Origin of the sequence: Marinobacter sp. S0848L (assembly GCF_023016065.1) — a bacterium.
GTDB lineage: Bacteria > Pseudomonadota > Gammaproteobacteria > Pseudomonadales > Oleiphilaceae > Marinobacter.
In genome coordinates, this window is record NZ_JALKAQ010000002.1 from 282475 (window position 1) to 305275 (window position 22801).

At 53.9% G+C, this 22801-nt stretch carries 19 protein-coding genes; 15 read left to right on the plus strand and 4 right to left on the minus strand.

Going from position 1 to position 22801, the window contains the following annotated elements:
- Positions 1-2: 2 nt before the first annotated feature.
- A complete protein-coding gene (locus MWU64_RS04435) occupies positions 3-707 on the plus strand; it encodes a general secretion pathway protein GspB (RefSeq protein ID WP_247061666.1) in 705 nt (234 codons plus the stop codon).
- Positions 707-2884: an ATP-dependent DNA helicase DinG gene (gene dinG / locus MWU64_RS04440; RefSeq protein ID WP_247061668.1), complete on the plus strand. Its 2178-nt coding sequence runs from the start codon at positions 707-709 to the stop codon at positions 2882-2884. The genes MWU64_RS04435 and dinG overlap by 1 nt, the downstream gene beginning before the upstream one ends.
- A gap of 247 nt (positions 2885-3131) precedes the next feature.
- Here dinG and MWU64_RS04445 read toward each other — a convergent pair whose 3' ends face one another.
- Positions 3132-5813, minus strand: a complete 2682-nt coding sequence (locus tag MWU64_RS04445; RefSeq protein ID WP_348645543.1) for a LuxR C-terminal-related transcriptional regulator — start codon at positions 5811-5813, stop codon at positions 3132-3134.
- A 277-nt stretch (positions 5814-6090) separates the two neighbouring features.
- Here MWU64_RS04445 and cysB point away from each other — a divergent pair, with 277 nt between their 5' ends.
- Complete coding sequence (gene cysB, locus MWU64_RS04450; RefSeq protein WP_247061677.1) at positions 6091-7068, plus strand: HTH-type transcriptional regulator CysB; 978 nt, start codon at positions 6091-6093, stop codon at positions 7066-7068.
- A gap of 65 nt (positions 7069-7133) precedes the next feature.
- On the opposite strand, the gene MWU64_RS04455 is transcribed toward cysB, so the two are convergent.
- Positions 7134-7859, minus strand: a complete 726-nt coding sequence (locus MWU64_RS04455) for a phosphoadenylyl-sulfate reductase (RefSeq protein WP_247061679.1) — start codon at positions 7857-7859, stop codon at positions 7134-7136.
- Between the two features lie 209 nt (positions 7860-8068).
- Here MWU64_RS04455 and thrH point away from each other — a divergent pair, with 209 nt between their 5' ends.
- Entirely contained in the window at positions 8069-8683 is a 615-nt protein-coding gene (gene thrH / locus MWU64_RS04460) for a bifunctional phosphoserine phosphatase/homoserine phosphotransferase ThrH (RefSeq protein WP_247061681.1), read from the plus strand.
- Positions 8684-8725: 42 nt separating this feature from the next.
- Here thrH and pabB read toward each other — a convergent pair whose 3' ends face one another.
- Positions 8726-10078 (minus strand): aminodeoxychorismate synthase component I, encoded by a 1353-nt coding sequence (gene pabB, locus MWU64_RS04465; protein WP_247062058.1) that lies wholly within the window; start codon positions 10076-10078, stop codon positions 8726-8728.
- A gap of 187 nt (positions 10079-10265) precedes the next feature.
- Between pabB and MWU64_RS04470 the strand changes: the two genes are divergently transcribed.
- Together MWU64_RS04470 and MWU64_RS04475 are read left to right on the plus strand one after the other, a co-directional pair.
- Positions 10266-10853 (plus strand): hypothetical protein, encoded by a 588-nt coding sequence (locus tag MWU64_RS04470; RefSeq protein WP_247061683.1) that lies wholly within the window; start codon positions 10266-10268, stop codon positions 10851-10853.
- 185 nt (positions 10854-11038) lie between these two features.
- Positions 11039-12031 (plus strand): DUF6160 family protein, encoded by a 993-nt coding sequence (locus MWU64_RS04475; protein ID WP_247061685.1) that lies wholly within the window; start codon positions 11039-11041, stop codon positions 12029-12031.
- Between the two features lie 134 nt (positions 12032-12165).
- Here the strand turns inward: MWU64_RS04475 and MWU64_RS04480 are convergent, their stop codons facing one another.
- Entirely contained in the window at positions 12166-12780 is a 615-nt protein-coding gene (locus MWU64_RS04480; protein WP_247061686.1) for a hypothetical protein, read from the minus strand.
- A 308-nt stretch (positions 12781-13088) separates the two neighbouring features.
- On the opposite strand from MWU64_RS04480, the gene MWU64_RS04485 reads away from it, so the two are divergent.
- The 9 genes from MWU64_RS04485 (at position 13089) to aroC (ending at position 22788) form a co-directional block, all read left to right on the plus strand.
- Positions 13089-14042 (plus strand): DUF58 domain-containing protein, encoded by a 954-nt coding sequence (locus MWU64_RS04485; RefSeq protein WP_247061688.1) that lies wholly within the window; start codon positions 13089-13091, stop codon positions 14040-14042.
- Positions 14043-14092: 50 nt separating this feature from the next.
- Positions 14093-16126 carry a transglutaminaseTgpA domain-containing protein gene (locus MWU64_RS04490; RefSeq protein ID WP_247062060.1) on the plus strand — a complete coding sequence of 678 codons (2034 nt, stop codon included), beginning with the start codon at positions 14093-14095 and terminating at the stop codon, positions 16124-16126.
- A complete protein-coding gene (gene holB / locus MWU64_RS04495) occupies positions 16123-17154 on the plus strand; it encodes a DNA polymerase III subunit delta' (protein WP_247061690.1) in 1032 nt (343 codons plus the stop codon). The genes MWU64_RS04490 and holB overlap by 4 nt, the downstream gene beginning before the upstream one ends.
- Before the next feature lie 106 nt (positions 17155-17260).
- Complete coding sequence (locus MWU64_RS04500; protein WP_114333655.1) at positions 17261-17611, plus strand: PilZ domain-containing protein; 351 nt, start codon at positions 17261-17263, stop codon at positions 17609-17611.
- A gap of 10 nt (positions 17612-17621) precedes the next feature.
- The gene (locus MWU64_RS04505) at positions 17622-18542 is read left to right on the plus strand and encodes an alpha/beta hydrolase (RefSeq protein ID WP_247061692.1); all 921 of its coding nucleotides are present in this window, start codon (positions 17622-17624) and stop codon (positions 18540-18542) included.
- Positions 18535-19449, plus strand: a complete 915-nt coding sequence (locus MWU64_RS04510; RefSeq protein WP_247061694.1) for a DUF4892 domain-containing protein — start codon at positions 18535-18537, stop codon at positions 19447-19449. The genes MWU64_RS04505 and MWU64_RS04510 overlap by 8 nt, the downstream gene beginning before the upstream one ends.
- A gap of 2 nt (positions 19450-19451) precedes the next feature.
- Positions 19452-20672, plus strand: a complete 1221-nt coding sequence (locus MWU64_RS04515; RefSeq protein ID WP_247061696.1) for a patatin-like phospholipase family protein — start codon at positions 19452-19454, stop codon at positions 20670-20672.
- A 79-nt stretch (positions 20673-20751) separates the two neighbouring features.
- Positions 20752-21657: a 50S ribosomal protein L3 N(5)-glutamine methyltransferase gene (gene prmB, locus MWU64_RS04520; protein ID WP_247061698.1), complete on the plus strand. Its 906-nt coding sequence runs from the start codon at positions 20752-20754 to the stop codon at positions 21655-21657.
- Positions 21658-21693: 36 nt separating this feature from the next.
- Positions 21694-22788 (plus strand): chorismate synthase, encoded by a 1095-nt coding sequence (gene aroC / locus MWU64_RS04525; RefSeq protein WP_247061708.1) that lies wholly within the window; start codon positions 21694-21696, stop codon positions 22786-22788.
- Positions 22789-22801 lie beyond the last annotated feature (13 nt).

Here is a 22801-nt window from a genome sequence, read left to right on the forward strand (position 1 = left end):
CTATGTCATACATACTCGAAGCCTTAAAGAAATCCGAAGCAGAGCGGCGCCAGGGTAAAGCGCCAGATCTCGGCCAACAGGTTCAGATGATCTACCGCCCCAAGAAAAAACCGGTATCGGCGGTAATCTGGGTGGTCTTGGCGTTAATCATTAATGCTGGTGTGCTGGCATACGTGTTCTGGCCGTCAAGGCAACTTCCAGAGCCTGTGACTGCCCCTGCTGCCACTGACGAACCATCTTCCGTCGCTTCCTCTTCGTCGTCTGTGCCGACGACACAACCCAAGGTTGTGCCTGAGCCTACGCCCGTCAGCCAGGTTCCCGTTGCGCCCGTTGAAACGCCGCAAGCAGTTGCGGAATCCGGTGTGAATGAGCGTCAGTTCGAACAGCCCACCATAATCGTGCCGAGCCAACCGCAGCCACAAAGCGTGCTGGCCCCCGTACAATCACGGCCCCAAGGCCGGGTGCCACATCTGGTAGAATTGCCGCTTTCTTTTCAAAAGAGTGTTCCTGATTTGACCTTTAATAGCCATATCTATTCCTCAGACCCTTCAGCCAGCCGGGTGATGATCAACAACCGATATTTGCGAGCGGGCCAGGGCCTGGGTTCGTTGGTGGTTGAAAACATCACAGAAGATGGCGTGGTGCTGAGTAAAAATGGTCAGCGGTTCCGGGTCGGGATCGTTCGTGATTGGGTGAGCCCGAGATAATGGCGCTGACCGACGACGTTAAACAGGACATTCAACAGGCGTATCGGGATGTGTTGGCGGGCAAAGGCGTGCGAGCCCGCTACGGCCAGCGCCTGATGATCGCTGAAATTGCCCGTTATATGGGCGAGATTACCGAGAACGACGGTCAGCGCACATCGCCCGCGTCAGCGTGTGTGGTGGAAGCCGGTACCGGTACGGGTAAAACGCTGGCCTATCTGATTTCTGCGATTCCAGTTGCGAGGGCGTTGGGTAAGACGCTGGTCATTTCAACGGCGACCGTGGCTCTGCAAGACCAGATTGTTCTGAAAGACCTGCCGGATTTGCGTAAACACAGCAAACTGAAATTCAACTGGACCCTCGCCAAAGGCCGAGGCCGGTATTTGTGCATGTCTCGACTCGAGGCGCGCTTACACGATGAAGGGCACGGCGACAGCGACACCATGCCGCTCTTCCTGCTGGACAATCCGATAGATGATGAAGCCAGCAGCCGAGCGACGTTCGAGAAAATGCTCGGCAGCTACGGTTCACGGGAATGGGACGGCGACCGCGACCATTGGCCGGAACAAATTCCGGATGAAATCTGGCGACAAGTCACCACCGACCACCGTCAGTGTACCAATAGACATTGCGCCTACTTTGATAGCTGTGCTTTTTTCGAAGCCCGAAAAGATCTGGACGATGCCGATATTGTGGTGGCGAACCATGATCTGGTGTTGGCTGACCTTGCTTTGGGCGGCGGCGCTATTCTTCCTGAACCGGAAAACGCCTTGTTTATCTTCGACGAGGCGCACCACCTTCCGGATAAGGCACTGAACCACTTCGCCGCGTCTGTGCCGTTGAATTCGACGCGCCAATGGCTGAAGCAATTGTCACAGGCTTTGGTGAAAATGCAGCCGTGGCTCCCGGGTGGATCTCAGGCAACCAAAGCCGTTGAAAAAATCAGTCTGGCGGGGCGGGATCTCGATATTGCGTTGGCCAAGGTGTACGAAGAGGTTGAGCAAAATACCGGTTGGGATTTTAACGAAGAGCGCCGAAGCGCCCAATGGCGTTACCCGGAAGGTGAATTGCCCGATAGCCTGGCTGAATTGGCGGGTGAAACCCGAATTGTCACCGCCGGCTTGTGCCGCAACCTTGGTACCCTGGTTGAGGAGCTGCAAAGTGCGTTCGATGAGCGCAAAGATCCTGAACTTGATCGCGATACGGCCGAATCCTGGTATCCGGTGATTGGTGCATTCCATAGCCGGGCAGAAGAGCAGCTTCGATTATGGGAAGCCTGGTCAGAAGGGGCCGTTGCGGCGAAACCGGACCAGGACGAAAGCGCCCAACCGATTCCCCGCAAAGGACCACCTGCGGCGCGTTGGTCGGTGCGTCAACGTTGGGAACACGCGGAAGACATTACGCTGTACAGTTCACCTGTGCTGGCCGACAACCTGTTGTATTCCCGGTTATGGTCGAGAGTTTACGGTGCGGTATTGACCAGCGCGACCTTAACCGCGCTCGGGCGATTCGACCGTCTACGCTCACGAGCCGGTTTGCCGGAAGCCAGCCGATACATGGTGGTACCAAGCTCGTTTAAGTACAACGAAATGGCCACGGTTGAAGTGCCTGCGATTGAAGCCATGCCAACGGATGACGGGTTTGGTGATGCGTTGATAAAACGCCTGCCGGATTTATGGGCGGGTGAGAAAGCCACACTGGTGCTGTTTACTTCTCGTCGGCAAATGCAGCAGGTGAGGGACGCGTTGGCACCGGAATACCCGGAGCTGATTCTGACTCAGGACGACATGGCGAAGAACGAAGTGCTCCGCACCCACTGCAGTCGGATTGATGAAGGTAAAGCCAGTGTACTCTTCGGAGTGGCCAGTTTTGCCGAAGGAATCGATTTACCCGGAAAGTATCTGCATCACGTAGTGATCACCCGATTGCCGTTCTCGGTGCCGGACGATCCCATTGAAGCCAGTTTGGCTGAATGGGTGACTCAGAGGGGCGGTAATCCGTTTATGGAAATCACCGTGCCGGATGCGTCTGTGAAACTGGTGCAGGCGGTTGGGCGGCTTCTGAGGACCGAGCAAGACACCGGCCGTGTGACGATTCTTGATAGGCGTATTGTTGCCAGGCGTTATGGTCAGTTGTTGCTGGATGCGCTACCTCCGTTCCGCCGGTTAATTGAGCATTAACCCCGCATTTATTTCCTTCCAAAAAAAAGAGCCAGCCCAAAAGGATGGCTCTTGTAGAAAGGGTTCTTAAAGAACCCGGGCGTCCAAACAACGCAATACAAGGAGACTGAAGGCCTGAGTTTCAGATCTCGTGTGAGGCGTTAACCTCACGATGGATTCATCATAGGGCGCAAGGGGGCGTATAAGGATCGTCCTAAAGGCGTAGTGGGTAGGCTTAATTCTCGGAAAGTGTGACTCGCGTCACACTTTAGAGTGAGTCGGTCAACAATCCGAGTTCTCGCGCCTTGGCCAGGGCTTCCGTTCTGCGGCCTACACCCAGCTTGCTGTAAAGGTTGCGGATGTGAGCTTTCACAGTGGCGGGTGCCACAGCCATCTTCACGGCAATGTCTTTATTCGCCAAGCCTTCGTTTATAAGTTGAAGAACTTCTTGCTCGCGTAGACTCAGGGGTTCTACGAGCGATGAGCGTGCAGGTGATGGTTTGGTGTGTGCCTCACCCTTGGCCGGCGGGGTGGAGTGAGGCTGCGAAAGTGAGTCGGTTTGCTGATCTTCGAGCATGGCCAGCAGATCTCGATTCCAGCGGCCCGGTGTTTTTAGCCGGGGTAAATCCATTAGCAGCTGTTTTAGTGTGTTCGATTCTTCAGCGAACAGCCGCATAAAACCCGCATCTTCTGCTTTATCCAGAGCGCGCTCCAGCATGGCCGAAGCTTCTTCTGAGCGGCTCTCGTGTTGCAGGGCGTCCGCATACACCAGCAGGATTTCGACCAAATGGCGGTTGTGGGCGTTACGCTCGGCAAGGGGGATCAACGAAGAAAGCGTGTCTTGTGCTTCGCGGTATTGCCCGCCAGAAATGAGGGTTCGTGCCAGCGCAATCTGGTTTTGTTCCCGGTTCAACGGATTGTTGGCTGGTTGCCGGATGGCGGGCTCAATGCAGCGCATGGCTTTCGCCTGATCGCCAGTCGCCAGATAACATCGAGCTAACAAGGCGGAGACGGCCGGCGGCTCGAACACAATATGTTCGCGGCGTTTGTTGCCTACAAACAACGCATCTTCCAGGGCCTCAATCGCAGCTTCCAGCTTTCCTTCGCTAAATGCCAAATGCCCTCGCACGTACTGAATAACCACGTGTTGGCCCGGCTCGGTGCCATTGTCGACATGCTCAAGCAGTGGCGATAAATAACTCGCAGCTAATTCGAGCTCGTTTCGTTCCCGGTATATTTCCGTCAGCGCTGAATTTTGCCAGCATGAAATAAGTCTTGGTTGGCTCGGATCTGAGTAGTGCTCATCCACCCAACGGCGGATTCGTGTTGTGGTTTCAAGCGCAATGTCGGTATCGCCGCGATGGTACTGAATCCACGACAAAAGACCGCCGGACGACAACACCGTGCTGGGCTTGCGCTCCACCTGCCCGAAACGGACGGCGGCTTCTAACGCTTCCTGTGCGTCGTTCAGCTCGCCTTTTCCGAAGTAATCCAACCCTAATCCGTAATAGGTAACGGATTTTAGTGGAATCTGGTTGTGGTCGATATCTTTCAATGCTTGGCGAGTGAGGTCTGATGCGTTTTGTTCGTCGTTTCGGCTGCGGGCCAGATACGAGCGCACCAGAGATAACTCGGCGTGGATCGCCAGCGCGCCGTCGGCGTCCGGATGGGAATCGGCCACCTGCCTGTCCAGACGGTCCTCAACCTGAGCCAGAGCCGGTTCCAGGCCATCGACACGATTGGCAAAGTAAAGTCCCCAGACTTTCAGCATCATCAGTTGAGGGTTTTCCTGCACCTGTTCCTCAGGTAAGTATCGGAGCCATTCCAGTACCGGCAAGTGAAAGCCACCGTGGATTAGGTTGTTGCCGTGCTCGGCCAGCACCTGAGCTAATCGTGCGGTATCTTCACTGCTGACAATCTGGGCAATGGCCTCTTGCACGTGACCGTGGTTGAGTAGCCAGTTTATGGTGCTCTGTTGCAGTATATCGGCTTTTTCGCTATCGATGATGCGGGCCCGCTGTAGCAAAGCTTCACGAAACAAATCGTGGTATCGGAACCATTCGTTACGATTGTCCAGCGGAATAATGAAGAGGTTCTGGGCGACTAGCGATTCAAGCATCTCCTCGCTGCCTGTCCGATTCCGAATGGCATCGCAAAGGGGCGCGCATAGCCGGGGGCAGCAGGCTGTATCCAGCAGGAATTCCGTAAGCTCATCCGATAGTTGCTCGAGCACTTCCGTTAACACGTAGTCGCTGATTAGCTTGCCTTCGGCAGCGATTGGGGCGGTCAGACTACTTTGTCCCTGAGATTCTTGTTGAGCGGCACCGGATAAAGCGGACAGTTGCATCGCCGCCACCCAGCCTTCCGTGCGCTGACAAATTGCACGGGCCTCCGGCTCGGTCAGATCCATCGCCATGGTGTCCCGGAAAAACGAGAGGCATTCGTCTTCGGAAAATGCGAGCAAACTGGGGTAAATGTCTTGAACCTGTCGGCGAACTCGCCAGCGAGCCAGCGGCAAAGGCGGTTCTGTACGAGAAGCCAGGGTCACCAGCATGCCTGGTGGCAAGTAGTCAATAAACCATGCCAGTTGACGATGAACGTCAGCATTAGATATGACGTGGTAGTCATCCAGAATTAACGACCAAGGCGTGCTTTCGGTTGCCAGCGTGTTAATCAGGCAAGTAATTGCAGCCGTCAGGTCGTCGCCAGAGGTTTGTGACAGCTGTTTTTTCGCGTCTTCCAATCCCATCAAGCCGGTGTGTTCAAAAGCGCCAATCAGGTATTGCCAAAACTGTCTGGGTTTGTCGTCGTGAGAATCCAGAGACAGCCAAGCGGTCGGGGCTGTGGTATGTGCGCACCATTGGCTTGCGAGCGTCGATTTACCAAAGCCTGCAGGCGCAACAATCAAATTCAGCCGTTTGTTGTCAGAGCGATCAAGAAGCGCGTTCAAACGCTCTCTTTGGACCGCTCGACGATCGGGGGATGGCCTTAAAAATTTGGTGTTTAGCAGCATGGTTCAACGCGATGATAAATAGCTTCGATAAGCGATTGTGTGCTTTGTCACGCTCAAGTCAAGAGTAAACGGATGCAACCTGCTGGCAGGGCGGTTAAAACGAGGAATTAAGCTACACTGAAGATGGGTGCCTATGTATATCCAAAAAGAATGAAAATTCTTATTTTTATGCGTATTATTCGGTAAAAGGTCTTATCTGGGAGCGACGGGTTTAATGAAATTACAACAGCTGCGTTATATCTGGGAAGTTGCACACCACGATTTGAATGTGTCTGCCACTGCCCAGAGCCTCTTTACCTCTCAGCCCGGGATTTCAAAGCAGATCCGTTTGTTGGAAGACGAATTAGGGCTGGAAGTGTTTGCCCGTAGCGGGAAGCATTTAACTCGAATCACTCCGGGCGGCGAAATCATTATCCGCGAAGCCGGCGAGATTCTGCGGCGTGCGGAAGGTATCAAAAAAATCGCTCAGGAGTTCAGTAACCAACGCAAGGGCGACCTGAGTATTGCCACCACCCACACGCAAGCCCGTTATGCACTGCCGCCGGTCATTCAGGGTTTTATTGAAGAGTATCCCGATGTGTCCTTGCATATGCATCAAGGCACCCCGATGCAGATCTCGGAAATGGCGGCGAACGGCGCGGTTGATTTCGCCATCGCCACTGAAGGCATGGAGCTGTTTAACGACCTGCTGATGATGCCGTGCTATCGCTGGAACCGGTGTGTGGTGGTGCCCAAAGACCATCCGCTGGCACAGGGCCAAGAACTGACTCTGGAAGAGCTCGCGGAATACCAGCTGGTTACTTACGTTTTCGGCTTTACCGGGCGTTCCAAACTGGACGAAGCGTTCCAGTCTAAGGGGCTGACACCAAAAGTGGTGTTCACCGCGGCCGATGCTGACGTCATCAAAACCTATGTAAGGCTTGGCTTGGGGGTAGGGATCATTGCCAGCATGGCCTACGACCCGAAAGTGGATACCGACTTGGTGGCGCTCGATGGCAGCAAGCTGTTCCGCCCGTCGGTCACGCGCCTGGGCTTCCGTAAAGGAACCTTCTTACGCGGTTACATGTACGATTTCATGAACCGGTTTGCGCCGCATCTAACCAAAGAGATGGTTGATCGCGTTGTTGCGCACCAGGGCAGTCGCACCGAAATTGCAGCTCTGTTTGAAGATATAGAATTGCCCACGTACTAATCGTGCACGAAACAAAAAAGCCCGCCGGTGTCGTCAACACGGGCGGGCTTTTTTGTGATTCGCGATTAGCCGGATTTTCCGATCAGGTTCCCTGCGTGCAGCCCGCATTCTTTATGAGTGGCTTCTTCCCACCACCAACGACCTTCGCGTTCGTGCTGTCCCGGCAATACCGGGCGGGTGCAGGGCTGGCAGCCAATGCTGATGAAGCCTTTTTCGTGCAGCGCGTTGTAGGGAGCTTCCGACATCCGGATGTAGTCCCATACTTCTTTAGAGCTCCAGTTGGCCAGCGGGTTGAACTTCACCAGCGGCTTGTCGTCCGTTGAGAAGGCACCATCAATCTGAACCACGGGTACGTCGTTACGGGTGCCGGGGCTCTGGTCGCGACGCTGTCCGGTGATCCAAGCATCCACGGTGGCCAGTTTTTTACGCAGCGGTGCCACTTTGCGAATACCACAGCATTCGGAATGGCCGTCTTCGTAGAAGCTGAACATGCCTTTCTTGCTGACAAGGTTCTGAACGGCTTCCGCGTCCGGAAACAGCACTTCAATCTCGATACCGTAATGCTGGCGGACCTTTTCGATGAACTCATAAGTCTCGGGGTGCAGCCGACCGGTATCCAGCGTGAAGACTTTCAGGTTATCCGTCAGTTTGTGGGCCATTTCAATCAGCACCACATCTTCAGCGCCGCTGAAGGAAATGGCGATGTTGTCGTAACGTGCCAAGGCGGCTTTCAGAATCGCGCGCGGGCTTTGGCCGTCCAGTTCCGTGCGGAGGGAATCTATGTCAGTCATGTTGCTCCAGCATTGCTCGTACAGAATTTTCCAAGGCTACAACAAACAACTCATAACCTGAAGGAATGACAATCTATATGTTTATGCATTGTCGGCAGGCGCGCTGGCCCAATACACGATGCATTTGCGCCCCTTTTTTCATATGATACCCGCACGAAAGATGAGCACCGGTTGTGCTCTCTCACCAATAAATGAATCAGGAGACCGTCGTGGAACTCGCATGTCTTGACCTTGAGGGCGTATTGATCCCGGAAATCTGGATCGCATTTGCAGAAAAAACCGGTATTGAGGAGCTCAAGGCGACCACCCGGGATATTCCTGATTACGATGTGCTGATGAAGCAGCGTCTGCGTATTCTGGATGAGCACGGCTATGGTTTGCCGGCTATTCAGGAAGTGATCGGAACCCTGGACCCGCTGCCGGGTGCTCGCGAGTTTCTGGATTGGTTGCGTGAGCGTTTCCAAGTGGTGATTCTGTCTGACACTTTCTACGAATTCGCGATGCCGCTGATGAAGAAACTGGGCTACCCGGCGCTGCTGTGCCACAAGCTGGAAGTGGCCGAGAACGGCCAGATCACCAATTATTTGCTGCGTCAGCGTGACCCCAAGCGCCAGTCCGTTCGTGCTTTCCAGCTGTTGAACTACCGCGTGATTGCTGCCGGTGATTCCTATAACGACACCACTATGCTGGGGCAGGCCGAGGCCGGTATTTTGTTCCACGCACCGCAGAACGTGATTGAAGAATTCCCGCAGTTCCCGGCGGTGCATGAATTCGAAGATCTGAAGAAAGAGTTTTTGAAGGCAAGTGCTGTTCACAGCGCTTAATAGAATAAACGGCTGACCTGCGCCACCAAAAGGTGGTGCCGGTCAGAGTTTCAAATCCTCAAGGAACTTCATCAGGGGCTGAACTTTGGTCAGCGTTTCCTGATACTCCGCCTCCGGCTCCGAATCGGCAACGATTCCACCGCCACCCCAGCATCGAATAGTGCCATGCTCTAACCCGTTTTCATCTGTATGTTCGTTCTCGCAGAGTAGGGTGCGAATAGCGATGTTGCTGTCGAGCTTGCCATCTAACCCGTAATAGAACACCGAGCCGCAATAAGGCCCACGCCAATGGGGTTCAAGTTCCCGAATGATTTCCATCGCCCGGATTTTCGGGGCACCGGTAATGGAGCCGCCGGGGAAAGCATCGAACAGTGCCTGCAACGGTGACACGCCGTCTTTCAGTTCAGCCCTGATATGACTGACCAGATGGTGAACGTTTTCGTAGCTCTCCAACGCAAACAGTTCGTCAACTTTTACGGAACCGGGTTGGGCGTTGACGCTAAGATCGTTGCGGAGTAGATCGACAATCATCAAGTTTTCCGCGCGATCTTTTTCGGAGGCTAGCAGTTCCTGGGCTAAAGCAGCATCTTGTTCGGGTGTGGTTCCGCGGGGGCGGGTACCCTTTATTGGGCTGGTTTTTACGGTGCGATCTGTGATTTCCAGAAAACGCTCGGGAGAAATAGACAGCACGGAACGGGTCGGAGTTTTCAGGAATGCGCTGTAAGGCGTGGGATTGGCTTCAGCTAATTTCTGAAAAGCAAACCATGGGTTTCCGCTATAACGTGCTGTGAATTCTTGAGAGAGGTTCGCTTGGTAGCAATCTCCGGCGGTGATGTAACTGAGGACTTTCGATGCGCTCGTTTTGAAATCCGAAGCTATTTGCGTAGCTGTAAAACCCGCCGGTATTTTCCAGCTTTCGAGTCGGTTAGGAGTTTCGTTGTCTAGCCAGGAATTGATAAGAGTCCGAGTTTTGCTCGGACACTCGGGGTGGAGCCATAAATGATAGGTGTCTGATTCGACATTATGGCTGGCCGCCCACAAATAAAGGCCAGCGTATAAAAGCGGTGTCGATGCCATTTGGTTTTCGCCGGCAAGGCGTTTTTCTCTTGCGTATCCGAATTCATAACTGAGCAAGCCTATCCAGCCGCCTGTCAGAATATTTCTTGCGTCGCTATCGGGCACACTGAACTGGCGAGCCAGACTTTCCATCTTTGAGGCCAGCGAATCTGTTTCTAGAAGATCAGTATTAGGTTCGATGCATACCGTTTCCACTGCGCAGCCTGTGAACCCCCTAAACGAACCGCGGTTGTGGCCTGAACCTGTACTTCCTAAATAGGCGAAATCTTCTAGCTCGGCCGCCCAAGCAAGTAAGCGTTCGTATTTTTTTCGGTCAATCTGGGTGGAGGCGGAAAGCGGCAAATTAGCTCCAGTTAATTAGAAGAATGATACTTAGGCCACAAAACCGGCATTGTCGGTTCAGGAAGGCCGCTGGTCTAATAAAAAGGGGAAGAAAGCCAAAGCGGCATTCTAACTTAATTTGGATCGCCGCTCCTCCTGCAAATAACGCGTAAGGATTCTAATAATGATAAGAGATATGAAAAGTCTGTTTTGGATAATGCTGACGGTTGTTTTTGTAACAGTGCCGGTGACCTTCGCCCAAGCTGAGGAAGAGTTGCCAATACCTGATCGCAATGCATTGTCAGACGGGAAATTGACCGAAGAAGAGATCAAGCAATACGCAACGCTTGCTGCGGTACACGTTCAAAAGCTGACAACAGTCGCGCGAGAAGAAGTCGGCGCGGAACTAGAGCAAAGCGGCATAGTTATCCCGTCAGCGTGGATGATGATGAATGACGGTGAAGTGAAAAGGGTCAAACTCGGGGAAACCGGAGACAAGGCTTCAGCAACGATTAAGGTGTTGATGTATCGGGCGGCGCTGAAGTCGCTGGCACGCCACGGCAAAATTTTAGGAACGGCAATCGTCTACGCGGGCAATCTGGACGGCGAGGATGATATCCGCGTTTTGGCGGTGGAGCATGAACATCGTCTTGGAATTTCGGGGTTGCAGATTGTTCCATACCGCTTCCAGCAAGGTGAGCTGAGTTTTGGTGATGCCCAATCGCAGAAAAAACCTTATGAACTGTTTTACGACGGTGCTACAGAAAGTTGAGATGTTTTGGGGAAATGTGGGGCAGGCGCCTTTTGTAAGTTTTCGTAGCTTTGATGTGGGGAAGTGTGAGTACAGTCACGGAATCGGACTGTAAAACAATCTTAAATGAACTCGTGGGGTCATCGATCTCGCATCAAAAAATACAAACTCAGATAAAAACAACGAAGAGTTTTAAGGAGAATAATATGAAAGGCCTGAAAAAAATTGCTCTGGTAACAGCTATTGCTGCGGCACCCTTTGCTGCCAATGCTGAGCTGCAAGCGATGAACGACATGGCGATGGGTAACGTTACTGGCCAAGCCGGTGTCACCATCGAGCTGGAAACCCAGGTAAGCATCGGTCAGTTCAAGTACACCGACACGAACGCCGGTGGCGCCAATGAAATCGGTGGTGGTTCCTTCACCGTGAACAACATCGATCTTGGCGGTGCTGGGCTTATCACTGGTGCAACTCCAATTTTTGACGCCGATGGTGATGGCACGCCTGATCTTGCAGCGACTCAGTTGCTTGACGATCTGTCAATCGACATCGACATTGCGGCAGATGGTGATGCGGTAATCTCCGTTCACACCATCAGCGGCCTGCCAATTGACTTTGGTTTGACTGCGGACAGCATGATGCTGGAAGGCACCGATAGCACTACATTGGTTTCTGGCCTGAAAGCTTGGGGTATGCTGGCTAAGCTGGATATCCGTGTTGACACTGAAGATGCAGCGACCAACTTGGGTGGAACTGGTGACGGTTCTCTGAACATTGATACCGCTTTCACTGTAAACAGCATGGAGTTTGATGTTCCGTTCCTGGCTTTGGGTATCAAGGGTATGTCGATCACTGGTGCAGGCGCGAACTTTGACTATGATGGTGATGGTTTAAGTCTGGCCGGAGGTGATAACGATGAGGTTATTTCACCCAACTTGAGTGTAGCGCCAGGGGATCTGGGTAGCCTTTCCAAGGAGCAGAAAGTTGCCCTAGGTTTCGCAAGTGTAAATCTGGACGTTTATAAGGGTAGTAGCTTTGGCGCCTCTCCCGCCGCGACCGACGCCCTTCGCATCAACATCAACGACATCGTTATGGATGTTAACGTAGATCAAGTTCTGATCGGCGGAACCAATATCGGTACCGTTGCTCTGGACAACCTGCATGTGCAGAACACCCGTTTGGCAGTATACGGTCACTAATCTGACCTGATCGCTTAATTGGTGAAGAAGCGCCCCGCACTGCGGGGCGTTTTTTGTGCCTGAAATAAAAGCATGAAAACAAAAACGGCAACCCTTAAGTTGCCGTTTTCGCGTGTAGGGCTATATCTGAATGATCAGCGGTCCGGCACCGCAATCGATAAATCAAACCCGCCACCTGGCCGTGGTGTCAGTGTAACCGGCCCCTCATTAATTCCTTGCGGTACCTGTATCTGATTTAACCCCGGTGGGTTGCCAATACTGAAATTCAAATTCTTCCCGTCAAACCCAAGCCCTAGCTGATCGTTCATAAACGTTTGTGTGAAAGGCTCGTCTGGTATCTCGGGCTGCTGGCCAAAAATCAAAGGCAGTGTCCTTGGCGTAAATTCCGCCGGTGGTTGCGCACTTGCCAGTTCGTCGACGGGGAGCAACAGTGCCTTTCGCACAAATTCCTCTTCGGCATCGGTCAATGCATCTTTTCGGCCGTCTTCAATATAGCGCTGCAACGCTTCCCGATAGGCTTCTTCTTCTGCTTGGGTGATGACCGGTTCACCCGGTGAAATAGTCAGGGCGCGAATAATTTTTTGGCGGTCGGTTTCGGATTTCTGCTGATTTCTGGGTACTACGATGACAGCGGAGTCTTCAACGTAAGTATCAACCATCTCATCAGAGCTCATTGTTTGAACGCCGGCCCAAGCGGGGCTGGCCAAAGTCGCTGCAATGGTTGCTGCAAGCAGTGATGGGCGAGTCATAATTCGTGCCTCGTGCGTTACCGTGTCTGTTCAGAGCTGCCGCTGAGAATGCTATGTTCAGCCGATACGCTCCCTTATTGGAGTATTCTGGTTGTCAGACACTTTTTCAATCAGAAAGTGCCGCAGGTGTGATCAGAACCCGCAGTTAATCAGTATAGTTGTGTCTGAAGTGCCAAACTGTGGTTTGATGAGCACCGAATCGGGTGAGAATAAATAGTCGCGGGGACTTGGAGGGTGTGTTGAGGCAAGGTTTGTTACATCGATGGCGGCGCTGGATCAATCGACGGATTCCTCGTTCTGATAGACAGATGTTTAGCCAAAAGAACCTCTTCATTTTGCCCACCGGGGCAGGGGTGGTGTTTGGCATTCTGCTGCTGATCATGCTGATTACCGGTATCAACTACCAGAATAGCCTCATTTACCTGATGACGTTTGTGTTGGGTACCGTGTTTATCGGTGCGATGCACCAAACCCACCGAAATTTGTCGGGATTGACTCTGTCGGTTGCCCGAACTGGCGAAGGAACAGCCGGCGACGATATTCCTTTTTATCTAAGGCTGACGGCCGGCAAAGATCAGGCCGTGGCGATTCAGGTGTCAGTGGAAGATTCGGTGCTTGAGCAGCTTCATATTCCCGCAGGCGCAACCAAAGACGTGGTGTTGCCAGTTCCATCTGCACATCGAGGGTATGTGCGTCCGGATAGGATTCGTATAGAAACACGTTTTCCCTTTGGTTTGTTAAAGGCATGGTCCTGGCTGCGACCTTCATCCGCCGCTTTAGCGTATCCGCGCCCTTTGGTGGCACCGGAAGCGGGAAGTCAGGTTGACGACGGCGCTGAAGCAACGGCCGCTAAGCCGGTGATAGGGCAGGACAATGCGGATTTGCGGCCATTCCGTGAGGGTGACCTCAGTCAGCGGGTAATGTGGAAGCGGTTCGCGCGCTCGGGCCAGATGGTGGTCGCAGATTGGCAGGGCGAGCAGGGCAGCCCCCATTGGCTGGATTTCAACGCCTTTCCGGGTGCCGATGCGGAGCTACGTTTAAGTTATCTGGCCTGGCTTGTGGCGGATCGTGTTCAGCAAGGGGCTCGATTCGGCCTCAATCTTCCCGGTGAAATCATTGAGCCGGATTCAGGCCTGGTTCATGGCGAACGCTGCCTGCGCGCGCTTGCCGCTTGGGGTGAGCAGCCGCCTAGGGATCAAGATTCTTTGTCGTATGGAACACGAAAATCGTTGGATGCGGGTTTTACGGGGGCATCGCAATGAGCGTGTTGGGCCGTTTTAGCTTTAGGCAGGGCGACGAAGGCGACGGCGCGATGCAGGCCATTCCTGCGGGTGCATTGCTGTGGTTGATCGGCGCCTTTGCCTTGCTGCTCGCTCCCCAGTGGGATCGTCTGCCTTTGTGGTTGGTAGCCGCATGTGCGGTTTTGGCGGTGTGGCGTTGGTTGGCACAACAAGGAAGATTTCGACTACCGGGCCGGTGGCTGAAGACCGGCGTGATGTTGGTGTTGGTTGCGGTGTATGTAACTACGGTGCAAGGCCGCTTTACCGTTGATACCGCAGCATCGTTTTTTGTGCTTGCCGTGGGTTTGAAATGGCTGGAAACCCGAACAGCACGGGATTTCTATGTTTTGTTTTTTATTTTGGTTTATCTCGCGGCTGTCAATTTTCTGTTCCAGCAAAGCATTATTTGGGCGTTGATAACCTTTTCGGCCATCGGGTGTCTGCTGGTGGGGCTGCAAATTTTGAATGCACCGGCGTTGCCGGGGCATGTCCGCGCAGGCTGGAAACGGTTAGGCTTGTTGTTACTGAAAACCCTGCCAATTGTTATTTTGCTCTTTGTGTTTTTCCCGCGAATGGCGCCGTTGTGGAGTGTGCCGCTGGTCTCGGGACAGGCCCGCAGCGGAATCTCGGATACCATGCGCCCCGGTGATATTTCGAATCTGGCTCAAAGTAGCGAAAGAGCCTTTCGCGTAACGTTTGGCGGAGAGAATCCGGATTACAGGGATCGTTATTGGCGCGGACTGATCCTTGATTATCTGGATGGCGAAACCTGGCGCCAGCGAGATAACGAACCCTTCCGGCGGCTAGGGCGGGTCGCGACCGACGGCGGGGCTGGCTCGCTGGCAGAGAACGAATACGATGTATTGATGGAGCCAACAGATCAGCGCTGGGCCTTTACCCTTGAGAACTCAGTAGCGGCTTCAAACAATGTTTTTTCGGCCGGCGAGGATTTGTTTCGGTTTGAGAGACCGGCCGACAGCCCGATACGTTACCGGATGGCCTTGGCTGAAGCATCGAGCGCGTCGATGTTGGAGCTAAATCCTGTTCAGCGAAACCGCTATCTGCAATTACCGCGCAGTGGCAATCCGCGAGCCCGGGCACTAGCCGAAGCCATGTCTGCTGATCTCAACCCTGCACAGTTGGTTGATGCGCTCATGCGCAGGTTCCGGGAACAGGCGTATTACTACACACTACGCCCACCGGCCATGCCAGAGGATGGCATAGACGCTTTACTGTTTGATGAAAAACGGGGTTTTTGTGCTCATTACGCTGGGGCTTCAACCTTTCTGTTCAGAGCGGCTGGTATCCCGGCACGGGTTGTTGTCGGTTATCAGGGCGGTGACCCCGGAGCGGGAGGAGAGTATCTGATCGTGCGCCAATACGACGCACACGCCTGGGTTGAGGTGTGGTTGGAGGGGCGCGGCTGGGTGCGAGTCGATCCCACGGCGGCGATTGCCCCGAGCCGAATAGAATCCGGGCTGAGAGATGCGGTAGAGGAGGAAGGCTCGTTTCTTGAAAATGATTTCACATCACTTCAGCGCTATCAGGATTTTGCGGCACTCCAGTGGGTTGGGCTTCAGCTCGACCGGATTAATTATCAGTGGCAACGCTGGGTAGTTGGTTATCAAGGTCAGAGCCAGTTAGATCTGATGTCCCGTTTGCCGGGCGGGATGGGGTTGAAGGAGCTGGGTTATCTCACGGCCGGAATTGTCGGTTTGGCGTTATTAATTGCCGGTGTTGTGTCGGGCCTGAGTCTTAAGTCCCGCGAGCGGCGTGACGGTTTTGGAAGAGCCTTGGACAGCTGGCGGCGTATCTGTCAGCAAGCCGGGGTGCCTGTGCGCGGTGGCGAAACCCCGATGGTGCAAGCCGAACGTTTAGCCCAGGCGCGGCCAGCCGTGGCGGAATCCGCAAGGACTTTTGCCCGGGCGGTTAACAGCCATTACTATAGACAACAGCCACTATCGCAGCGCGATGACGACTTGCAGCGACTCAAACGATTATTAAAAGCCATCCAACGTCAACTTCGACAGGACGGCCAACGACGTTCCACGGGCCCGGATAAATGACGGATATAGCACAGGACATACCTTGGCTCGCTGATCACTGGCGAAGCATTCAGCAGCGCTTGGTTCAGGGGCGCCTGCCTCACGCTCTGTTGGTGGGTGGTGAAAGAGGTGTTGGTAAGCAGGCCTGGGCGAAAGCCGTTGGCGCGCTTCTTCTGTGTGAAGCCCCGAGCGGTATGGAGAACGGTTCACCGTTGGCGTGCGGGCACTGCAAACAATGTGAGCTTTTGGCAGCAGGAACTCATCCCGATTTGCGAGTCTACGCCCCTGAAAAATCACGGATGATCAAAGTTGATCAGATCCGTGCGTTGACCTCGTTTGCGGTGTCTTCGGCACAGGTCGCTCAACATAAGGTTGCCATCATAGACCGAGCGGACCAGCTAAACATTAATGCCGCCAACGCGTTGCTGAAAACCCTGGAAGAGCCGCAGCCAGATGTCACCTTGCTGTTGTTGCAGGAGAGCGGGCGACCCATTTTGCCGACGATTCGATCGCGCTGTCAGGCGCTTGCGTTGCCGCTTCCCACCGCCGAGCAGGCGAGCCGGTGGCTGGCGGCTAAGATGTCGAGCTTGGATGAAGATAAGCGGCCATCAGACCGGGACCTGGCGCGTAGCTTGTTGTTGTCCGGTAACGCGCCGCGCTTGGCACTTGAATACGCTACAGGCGAGTTTTTGTCCCTTCGGGATGCCGCTTTTGAGGCCTTCCGCCAATTCATGAAGGGGCAGGTCGGGGTAGGTGAGGCTGCAAAGAAATTTAAAGCCTTGGGCGTTGATGATGCGCTCGGGCTATTTGAAAGCTGGGCAGCAGATCTGGCGCGCTGCTGTGCCGGAGGAGAGGTGTCTGACCCCGAAACCGCAGACATGTTTGGTTATCTTGCCGGAAGTAATCCGGCTTGGCGTGCCCATGAGTTGTTGGATAAAGTAAAAGAGAGCCGGGGCGCTGCGGTTTACAACGCGAGTCCTGAATTGGAAGCCAGCCAACTATTGATCGCCTGGCGCTCGTTGATGCCGGTGCGGCGCAAAGCAAGTTGAGCTTTGTTTAAGATCAGCTGCTATGATTGTGAAATATCGGGAAATTCTTGGCGAAAAATAGCATAAAATAACGTCTCGAAACTTTTAGCATTCAAAGGTGTTTGATATGGGCCCCGGATTCGGAGCACGCAGCGGTATACTGACCCTGACCATCAAAGATAAGGCGGTACTTTACGCCGCCTACATGCCGTACATCCGACAAGGCGGGTTATTCATACCCACCCAAAAGCAATATCAGCTGGGGGACGAAGTCTTCCTGTTGCTCAATCTGATGGACGAGCCAGAGAAAATACCGGTCGCCGGAAAAGTGGTGTGGATTACGCCAAAAGGCGCTCAGGGCAACCGGGCTGCGGGTATTGGTGTTCAGTTTAACGGTGATGATGAAACTGCGCGCACTAAAATTGAGTCATACCTTGCCGGTTCTTTGAGTTCAGATCGCCCCACGCACACGATGTAGGATTTTCTAGATGAATGATGCCGTGTTAGCTGGCAGCAGGCTCGCGAATCCGGCCGGTTGCCGGGAAGCACACTGGCCCCTGCAATACATTGAGCTGGCGGGTCTTAACTGGCCGGCTAAAAACGCTTCGGAAACTCACCCTCCCATTCTTATGGTGCATGGCTGGCTGGACAATGCCATGACCTTCGCCCGTTTGGCTCCGGCCATTTCGGAAGTGGCAGATGTGTATGGCATTGATATGGCCGGGCACGGCCATTCTCAGCATCGGCCTCCCGGATATGGCTACTGGTTGACCGACTATGTTGCTGACCTGTGTGAACTCATTGATGTTCATTTCACCAAGGGCGGCGAACAGCCGCTGGATCTGGTTGGCCACTCTTTAGGCGGCATTGTCTGTGCGCTCTACGCTGCGGCTTTTCCCGAGCGGGTCCGGCGGTTGGTCATGATAGACAGCATCGGCGCATTAAGCCGCCCGGCGAAAGAAACCGTTCCGCAACTGCGTCGCGCCTTGCAGAAAAAACGAAGCGGTTCAGCGCCTCCTGCGGTCTATTCTTCGATTGAGACAGCCGCAAAGATTCGGGAAGGGGGACTCAGTCCGTTAAGTCCGGAAGCGGCCGCTACTCTGGTACCGCGAAACATGCGAGAGCATCCAGATGGCTTTGTCTGGAGAACGGATTCGCGCCTGAGGCACCCGACCGCCCTGATGATGACCGAAGAGCAGGTGCACGCATCGTTGTCGGTGCTGACGGTTCCGACTTTATTCGTTCGAGCGCAGGAGGGGTTGCTGGCCGGTCGAAAAGGTGTGGATAAGCGGATTGAATTAATTCCCGATTTAACCACCGTGGAAGTGCCCGGCGGGCATCATTGTCATCTTGATGGTGACACGGCGCCGGTCGCTTCTGCGATAAAAAGGTTCCTATTTAATGTGTGAGTCTGTGCGATTTCGTTGTCTGCAAAGCCTCGTCGCTGTTGTCTTGCTTGGGCTTTCGTGGGCTGCTGCTGCCGATTCTTTTCGGGAAGCGCCCGAAGCCTTTCCTCAGTCCCGGCTCCAGTTAACCAAGCCCATTGAGTCTTCGGGCCACTTGGTGCTGTTTAGTCCAACCCGGGAAGTGAGGAATGAAATTCGCTCCAAAGTAATGGCTCGTTTACCCGTTCGTGGAGAGGGACTGTTGTACGAGATTAGTCGTGATGCCAGTCGCCATGACGCGCGAAACCATTATTTGAAGCGGTTGCAGGCCCGCGGGGCTCAGGTGCTTTTCGAGTGTTCCGGCATCAATTGCGGCAGGAGTAACGTGTGGGCGAATCAGGTCTTTGAACAGCCGAAATTACTGGGACGGGATACTGAGCAGGATTACTTCGTGGTGGCCGCATTGGATGAACAGGGGCGGCAATGGCTGACCTCGGTATATACCGTCACGCGTGGTAATTTGCGGGAATATGTTTGGGTCGAGCATTTGAACGTTACCGGCGGTGCAGTCATCCCGGGCTTTGAAGCCGGTAACGGTCGAGTTCAAGGCCCGGTGATTGTGCCTTGGCAGGGTGGCATTACATACCGGTTTGATTTCACATCCGGCGATAGGCGGCAGTTATTAGCCTGGAGTGAGCAAGCGGAAACCGAAGTGGTTTTGGTGGCGTTTTCCGAGCTCGCTAATGAAGAAAGCTTCGAGGATTCCGTTGAGCGCTCCCGGCAGGCCGCAGATTCGTTTGCCGATTTGTTGAGTAAAATCGGCGTTTCACGCAGCCAGATACAAATCATACCGGCAGGGTCGGCCGTACAGGCGATTGCTCCAGAGAGATCCGGTAACCGAATTGAAGTCGTCGTGATCAAGAGGCCGTAATCATGTCAGAGAAGGACAAGCCTGGGTCGGACAGCGGTTCTGATGACAACCGACCTGCACAAGACGCTGTCAGGGCCATTGTTGAAAGTTCCGCGGTTTCACCACCGTCGCCTGGCAACCGGCAAACGGGTAACGGCAAAACTGTTGCTTTGACACTCGGCAGTGGTGGCGCGCGAGGCTATGCCCATATCGGCGCAATTGAGGTGCTGCATGAACGCGGCTACAAGATCATTGCGATATCCGGTTGCTCAATGGGCGCTCTGGTCGGCGGAATGTATGCTGCCGGCAAGCTGCAAGAGTATAAAGACTGGGTAACCGGGCTGGGGCAGTTTGATGTGCTTAAACTGCTGGATGTGACCTTTACGTCGATTGGGGCCATTCGCGGAGAGAAAGTCTTTTCGGTAGTGCGGGATATTTTGGGCGATACGCGCATTGAAGATTTGCCAATGTCCTACACGGCTGTGGCGACCGATCTGCTTGCTCACAAAGAGATATGGTTTCAGGAAGGACCATTGGATCAGGCCATTCGCGCTTCCATTGCGATTCCCAGTGTTGTGACACCATTGGTGCTTAATGGTCGGGTTTTGGTAGACGGCGCTTTGCTGAATCCACTCCCCATTATTCCCACCATTTCGGCCCACGCGGATCTTGTGATGGCCGTAAACCTCAGCGGTGAAGATGACAAGCAACGGCGTATACCCGATGCGGCGTTTTCATTTAATGACGACGACGGAAGCGATATTGAAGAGTGGGTTGGGGCGATGAGGGACAAAGCTTCCCGTTGGTTTGACTGGGATGCGATTAAATCGCTCACCACCCGTAACCCGAGAGGTGACGAGTCACCGGAAGACAAAATCAGCCGGGAGATCGCGAAGAGAACGGCGGAAGAGAACAGGAAGATCGAACCGAAGGCCAAAGAAGAGGAGCGCATTCAGAATAGGGCGAAGCAGAAAGAGGAACATCCCACGATTGATTGGGACAAGCTGGGCATTGGTAAGTTTGATGTGATGAACCTGACCATCGAAACGATGCAAAGTGCTTTGGTTCAGTACAAGATCGCGGGTTATCCGCCAGATCTGCTCGTGAATATCCCCAAGAACGCGAGTCGAAGTTACGACTACCATAAAGCGCCGGAACTAATTCGCTTGGGGCGCGAACGAATGATTGCGGCGCTGGATCGGTTTGAGGAAAGCCGCAGCAGTTCCGGCCCTCTGGCGCTTTAAGCGCCTGTGATGCTGCAGTTGTTCGTTCAATCAGCGTATAATGCGGCGCTAAATAACCCTCGATCAGGAATGTTTTTTTGTGACTAGCCCCGTAGATGACCTGCACACCATCCGTGATTTGTTGCGCTATGCCGCTTCGCGTTTCGCGGCATCGCCTCTCTATTTCGGTCACGGCACTGACAACGTGTGGGATGAAGCGGTTCAGCTAGTGCTTCGCAGTGTTCACCTGCCGTTGGAAAACAACAATATCTTCCTGGATGCACGGCTAACCCGGTCAGAAAGGGATCTGATTCTGAATCGTATCGATCGTCGCATCAACGAGCGCATGCCGATTGCCTATTTGTTGGGCGAGGGTTGGTTTATGGGAATGCCGTTCAATGTCGATGAGCGGGTTTTGGTTCCGCGATCTCCTTTGGGAGAGTTGCTCGAAAACGGTTTGCAGCCATGGTTGGGTGAGGCTGACGTTCAGCGTGTGCTGGATTTGTGTACGGGCAGCGGATGCATCGGGATTGGTGCAGCGACGGTATTTGACGAAGCAGAAGTCACTCTGTCTGATATATCTGAAGACGCGCTGGCGGTGGCAGAATCGAACATTGAGCTACACGGCCTCCAAGGCCGAGTGCACGCAGTCCGCTCGGATGTGTTCACCAACATTGAAGGCCGCTACGATGTGATTCTGAGCAATCCGCCTTATGTAGATGCTGAAGACATGGCGGATATGCCCGAAGAGTATCGACACGAGCCGGAACTTGGGTTAGCGGCGGGGCATGACGGGCTGGATATTGCGCACCGTATTATCGCCGAGGCCGCGGATCACCTAACGGAAAGCGGTTTGTTAATTGTCGAAGTGGGCAACTCTTGGGGCGCGATGGATGATGCCTATCCGGATCTGCCGTTGGTTTGGCTCGAGTTCGAAAGTGGCGGCGATGGCGTATTCCTCATTACTGCCCGTGATCTTCGCGAATGGCAGGCAAGCAAGTCTTAATTCTGTTTTTATAAAACTTCAATAAAGTGCTGAAATATGTCGGGAAATACTTTCGGAAAGCTGTTTACGGTCACTACCTTCGGTGAAAGCCACGGCGCCGCGTTAGGCTGCATCATTGACGGGTGTCCGCCGGGGCTCGAGCTGTCAGAAGCGGACATGCAGGCTGATCTGGATCGCCGAAAACCGGGTACTTCCCGCCATACCACTCAGCGTCGTGAAGCGGATGAGGTTCGAATTCTGTCGGGAGTGTTTGAAGGTAAAACCACCGGCACGCCAATCGGGTTGATTATCGAAAACACCGATCAGCGCTCCAAGGATTACTCCAAGATTTCTGAGCAGTTTCGTCCGGCCCACGCTGATTACACGTACCACCATAAGTACGGCAACCGGGATTACCGTGGCGGCGGCCGTTCTTCAGCCCGCGAAACGGCAATGCGTGTGGCAGCCGGTGCTGTGGCTCGAAAGTTTCTGGAGCAACGCCTCGGCATTCGGATCCGCGGGTACTTGTCCCAGTTAGGCCCCATTAAAGTTGAAAAGCTGGATTGGGAACAGATTCACCAGAACCCGTTTTTCTGTCCGGATGCTGACAAGGTGCCGGAAATGGAAGCCTACATGGACGCCTTGCGAAAAGAGGGTGACTCCATCGGTGCTCGCATCAGTGTTGTGGCAGAGGGTGTGCCACCGGGGCTGGGCGAGCCGATCTTTGATCGTTTGGATGCTGACCTGGCTCATGCCTTGATGAGCATTAATGCTGTTAAAGGCGTGGAAATTGGTGCCGGTTTCGGCTGCGTTGAGCAAAAAGGTACAGAGCACCGGGATGAACTAACACCGGAAGGCTTTCTGTCAAACGAGGCGGGCGGGGTTCTTGGCGGTATTTCGTCAGGGCAGCCCATCGTTGCCAGTATTGCCTTAAAGCCGACTTCCAGTCTGCGTTTGCCCGGGCGAAGCATTGACGTACACGGCAATCCGGTTGAGGTGATTACAACCGGTCGTCACGACCCTTGTGTTGGTATTCGGGCGACCCCGATTGCTGAAGCCATGATGGCCATTACTCTGTTGGATCATTACCTACGTCATCGCGCTCAAAATGGCGATGTCGAGGTAGCCACTCCGGTTATCGGCCAGCTCTGATCATAAGGAGGCG

What these genes read in the sequence shown, in the direction of transcription:
- MWU64_RS04435 (WP_247061666.1), top strand. Translation starts at nt 3, where the DNA reads ATGTCATACATACTCGAAGCCTTAAAGAAATCCGAAGCAGAGCGGCGC.
- dinG (WP_247061668.1), top strand. Translation starts at nt 707, where the DNA reads ATGGCGCTGACCGACGACGTTAAACAGGACATTCAACAGGCGTATCGG.
- cysB (WP_247061677.1), top strand. Translation starts at nt 6,091, where the DNA reads ATGAAATTACAACAGCTGCGTTATATCTGGGAAGTTGCACACCACGAT.
- MWU64_RS04455 (WP_247061679.1), bottom strand. Translation starts at nt 7,859, where the DNA reads ATGACTGACATAGATTCCCTCCGCACGGAACTGGACGGCCAAAGCCCG.
- MWU64_RS04470 (WP_247061683.1), top strand. Translation starts at nt 10,266, where the DNA reads ATGATAAGAGATATGAAAAGTCTGTTTTGGATAATGCTGACGGTTGTT.
- MWU64_RS04475 (WP_247061685.1), top strand. Translation starts at nt 11,039, where the DNA reads ATGAAAGGCCTGAAAAAAATTGCTCTGGTAACAGCTATTGCTGCGGCA.
- MWU64_RS04480 (WP_247061686.1), bottom strand. Translation starts at nt 12,780, where the DNA reads ATGACTCGCCCATCACTGCTTGCAGCAACCATTGCAGCGACTTTGGCC.
- MWU64_RS04485 (WP_247061688.1), top strand. Translation starts at nt 13,089, where the DNA reads ATGTTTAGCCAAAAGAACCTCTTCATTTTGCCCACCGGGGCAGGGGTG.
- MWU64_RS04490 (WP_247062060.1), top strand. Translation starts at nt 14,093, where the DNA reads ATGCAGGCCATTCCTGCGGGTGCATTGCTGTGGTTGATCGGCGCCTTT.
- holB (WP_247061690.1), top strand. Translation starts at nt 16,123, where the DNA reads ATGACGGATATAGCACAGGACATACCTTGGCTCGCTGATCACTGGCGA.
- MWU64_RS04500 (WP_114333655.1), top strand. Translation starts at nt 17,261, where the DNA reads ATGGGCCCCGGATTCGGAGCACGCAGCGGTATACTGACCCTGACCATC.
- MWU64_RS04505 (WP_247061692.1), top strand. Translation starts at nt 17,622, where the DNA reads ATGAATGATGCCGTGTTAGCTGGCAGCAGGCTCGCGAATCCGGCCGGT.
- MWU64_RS04510 (WP_247061694.1), top strand. Translation starts at nt 18,535, where the DNA reads ATGTGTGAGTCTGTGCGATTTCGTTGTCTGCAAAGCCTCGTCGCTGTT.
- MWU64_RS04515 (WP_247061696.1), top strand. Translation starts at nt 19,452, where the DNA reads ATGTCAGAGAAGGACAAGCCTGGGTCGGACAGCGGTTCTGATGACAAC.
- aroC (WP_247061708.1), top strand. Translation starts at nt 21,694, where the DNA reads ATGTCGGGAAATACTTTCGGAAAGCTGTTTACGGTCACTACCTTCGGT.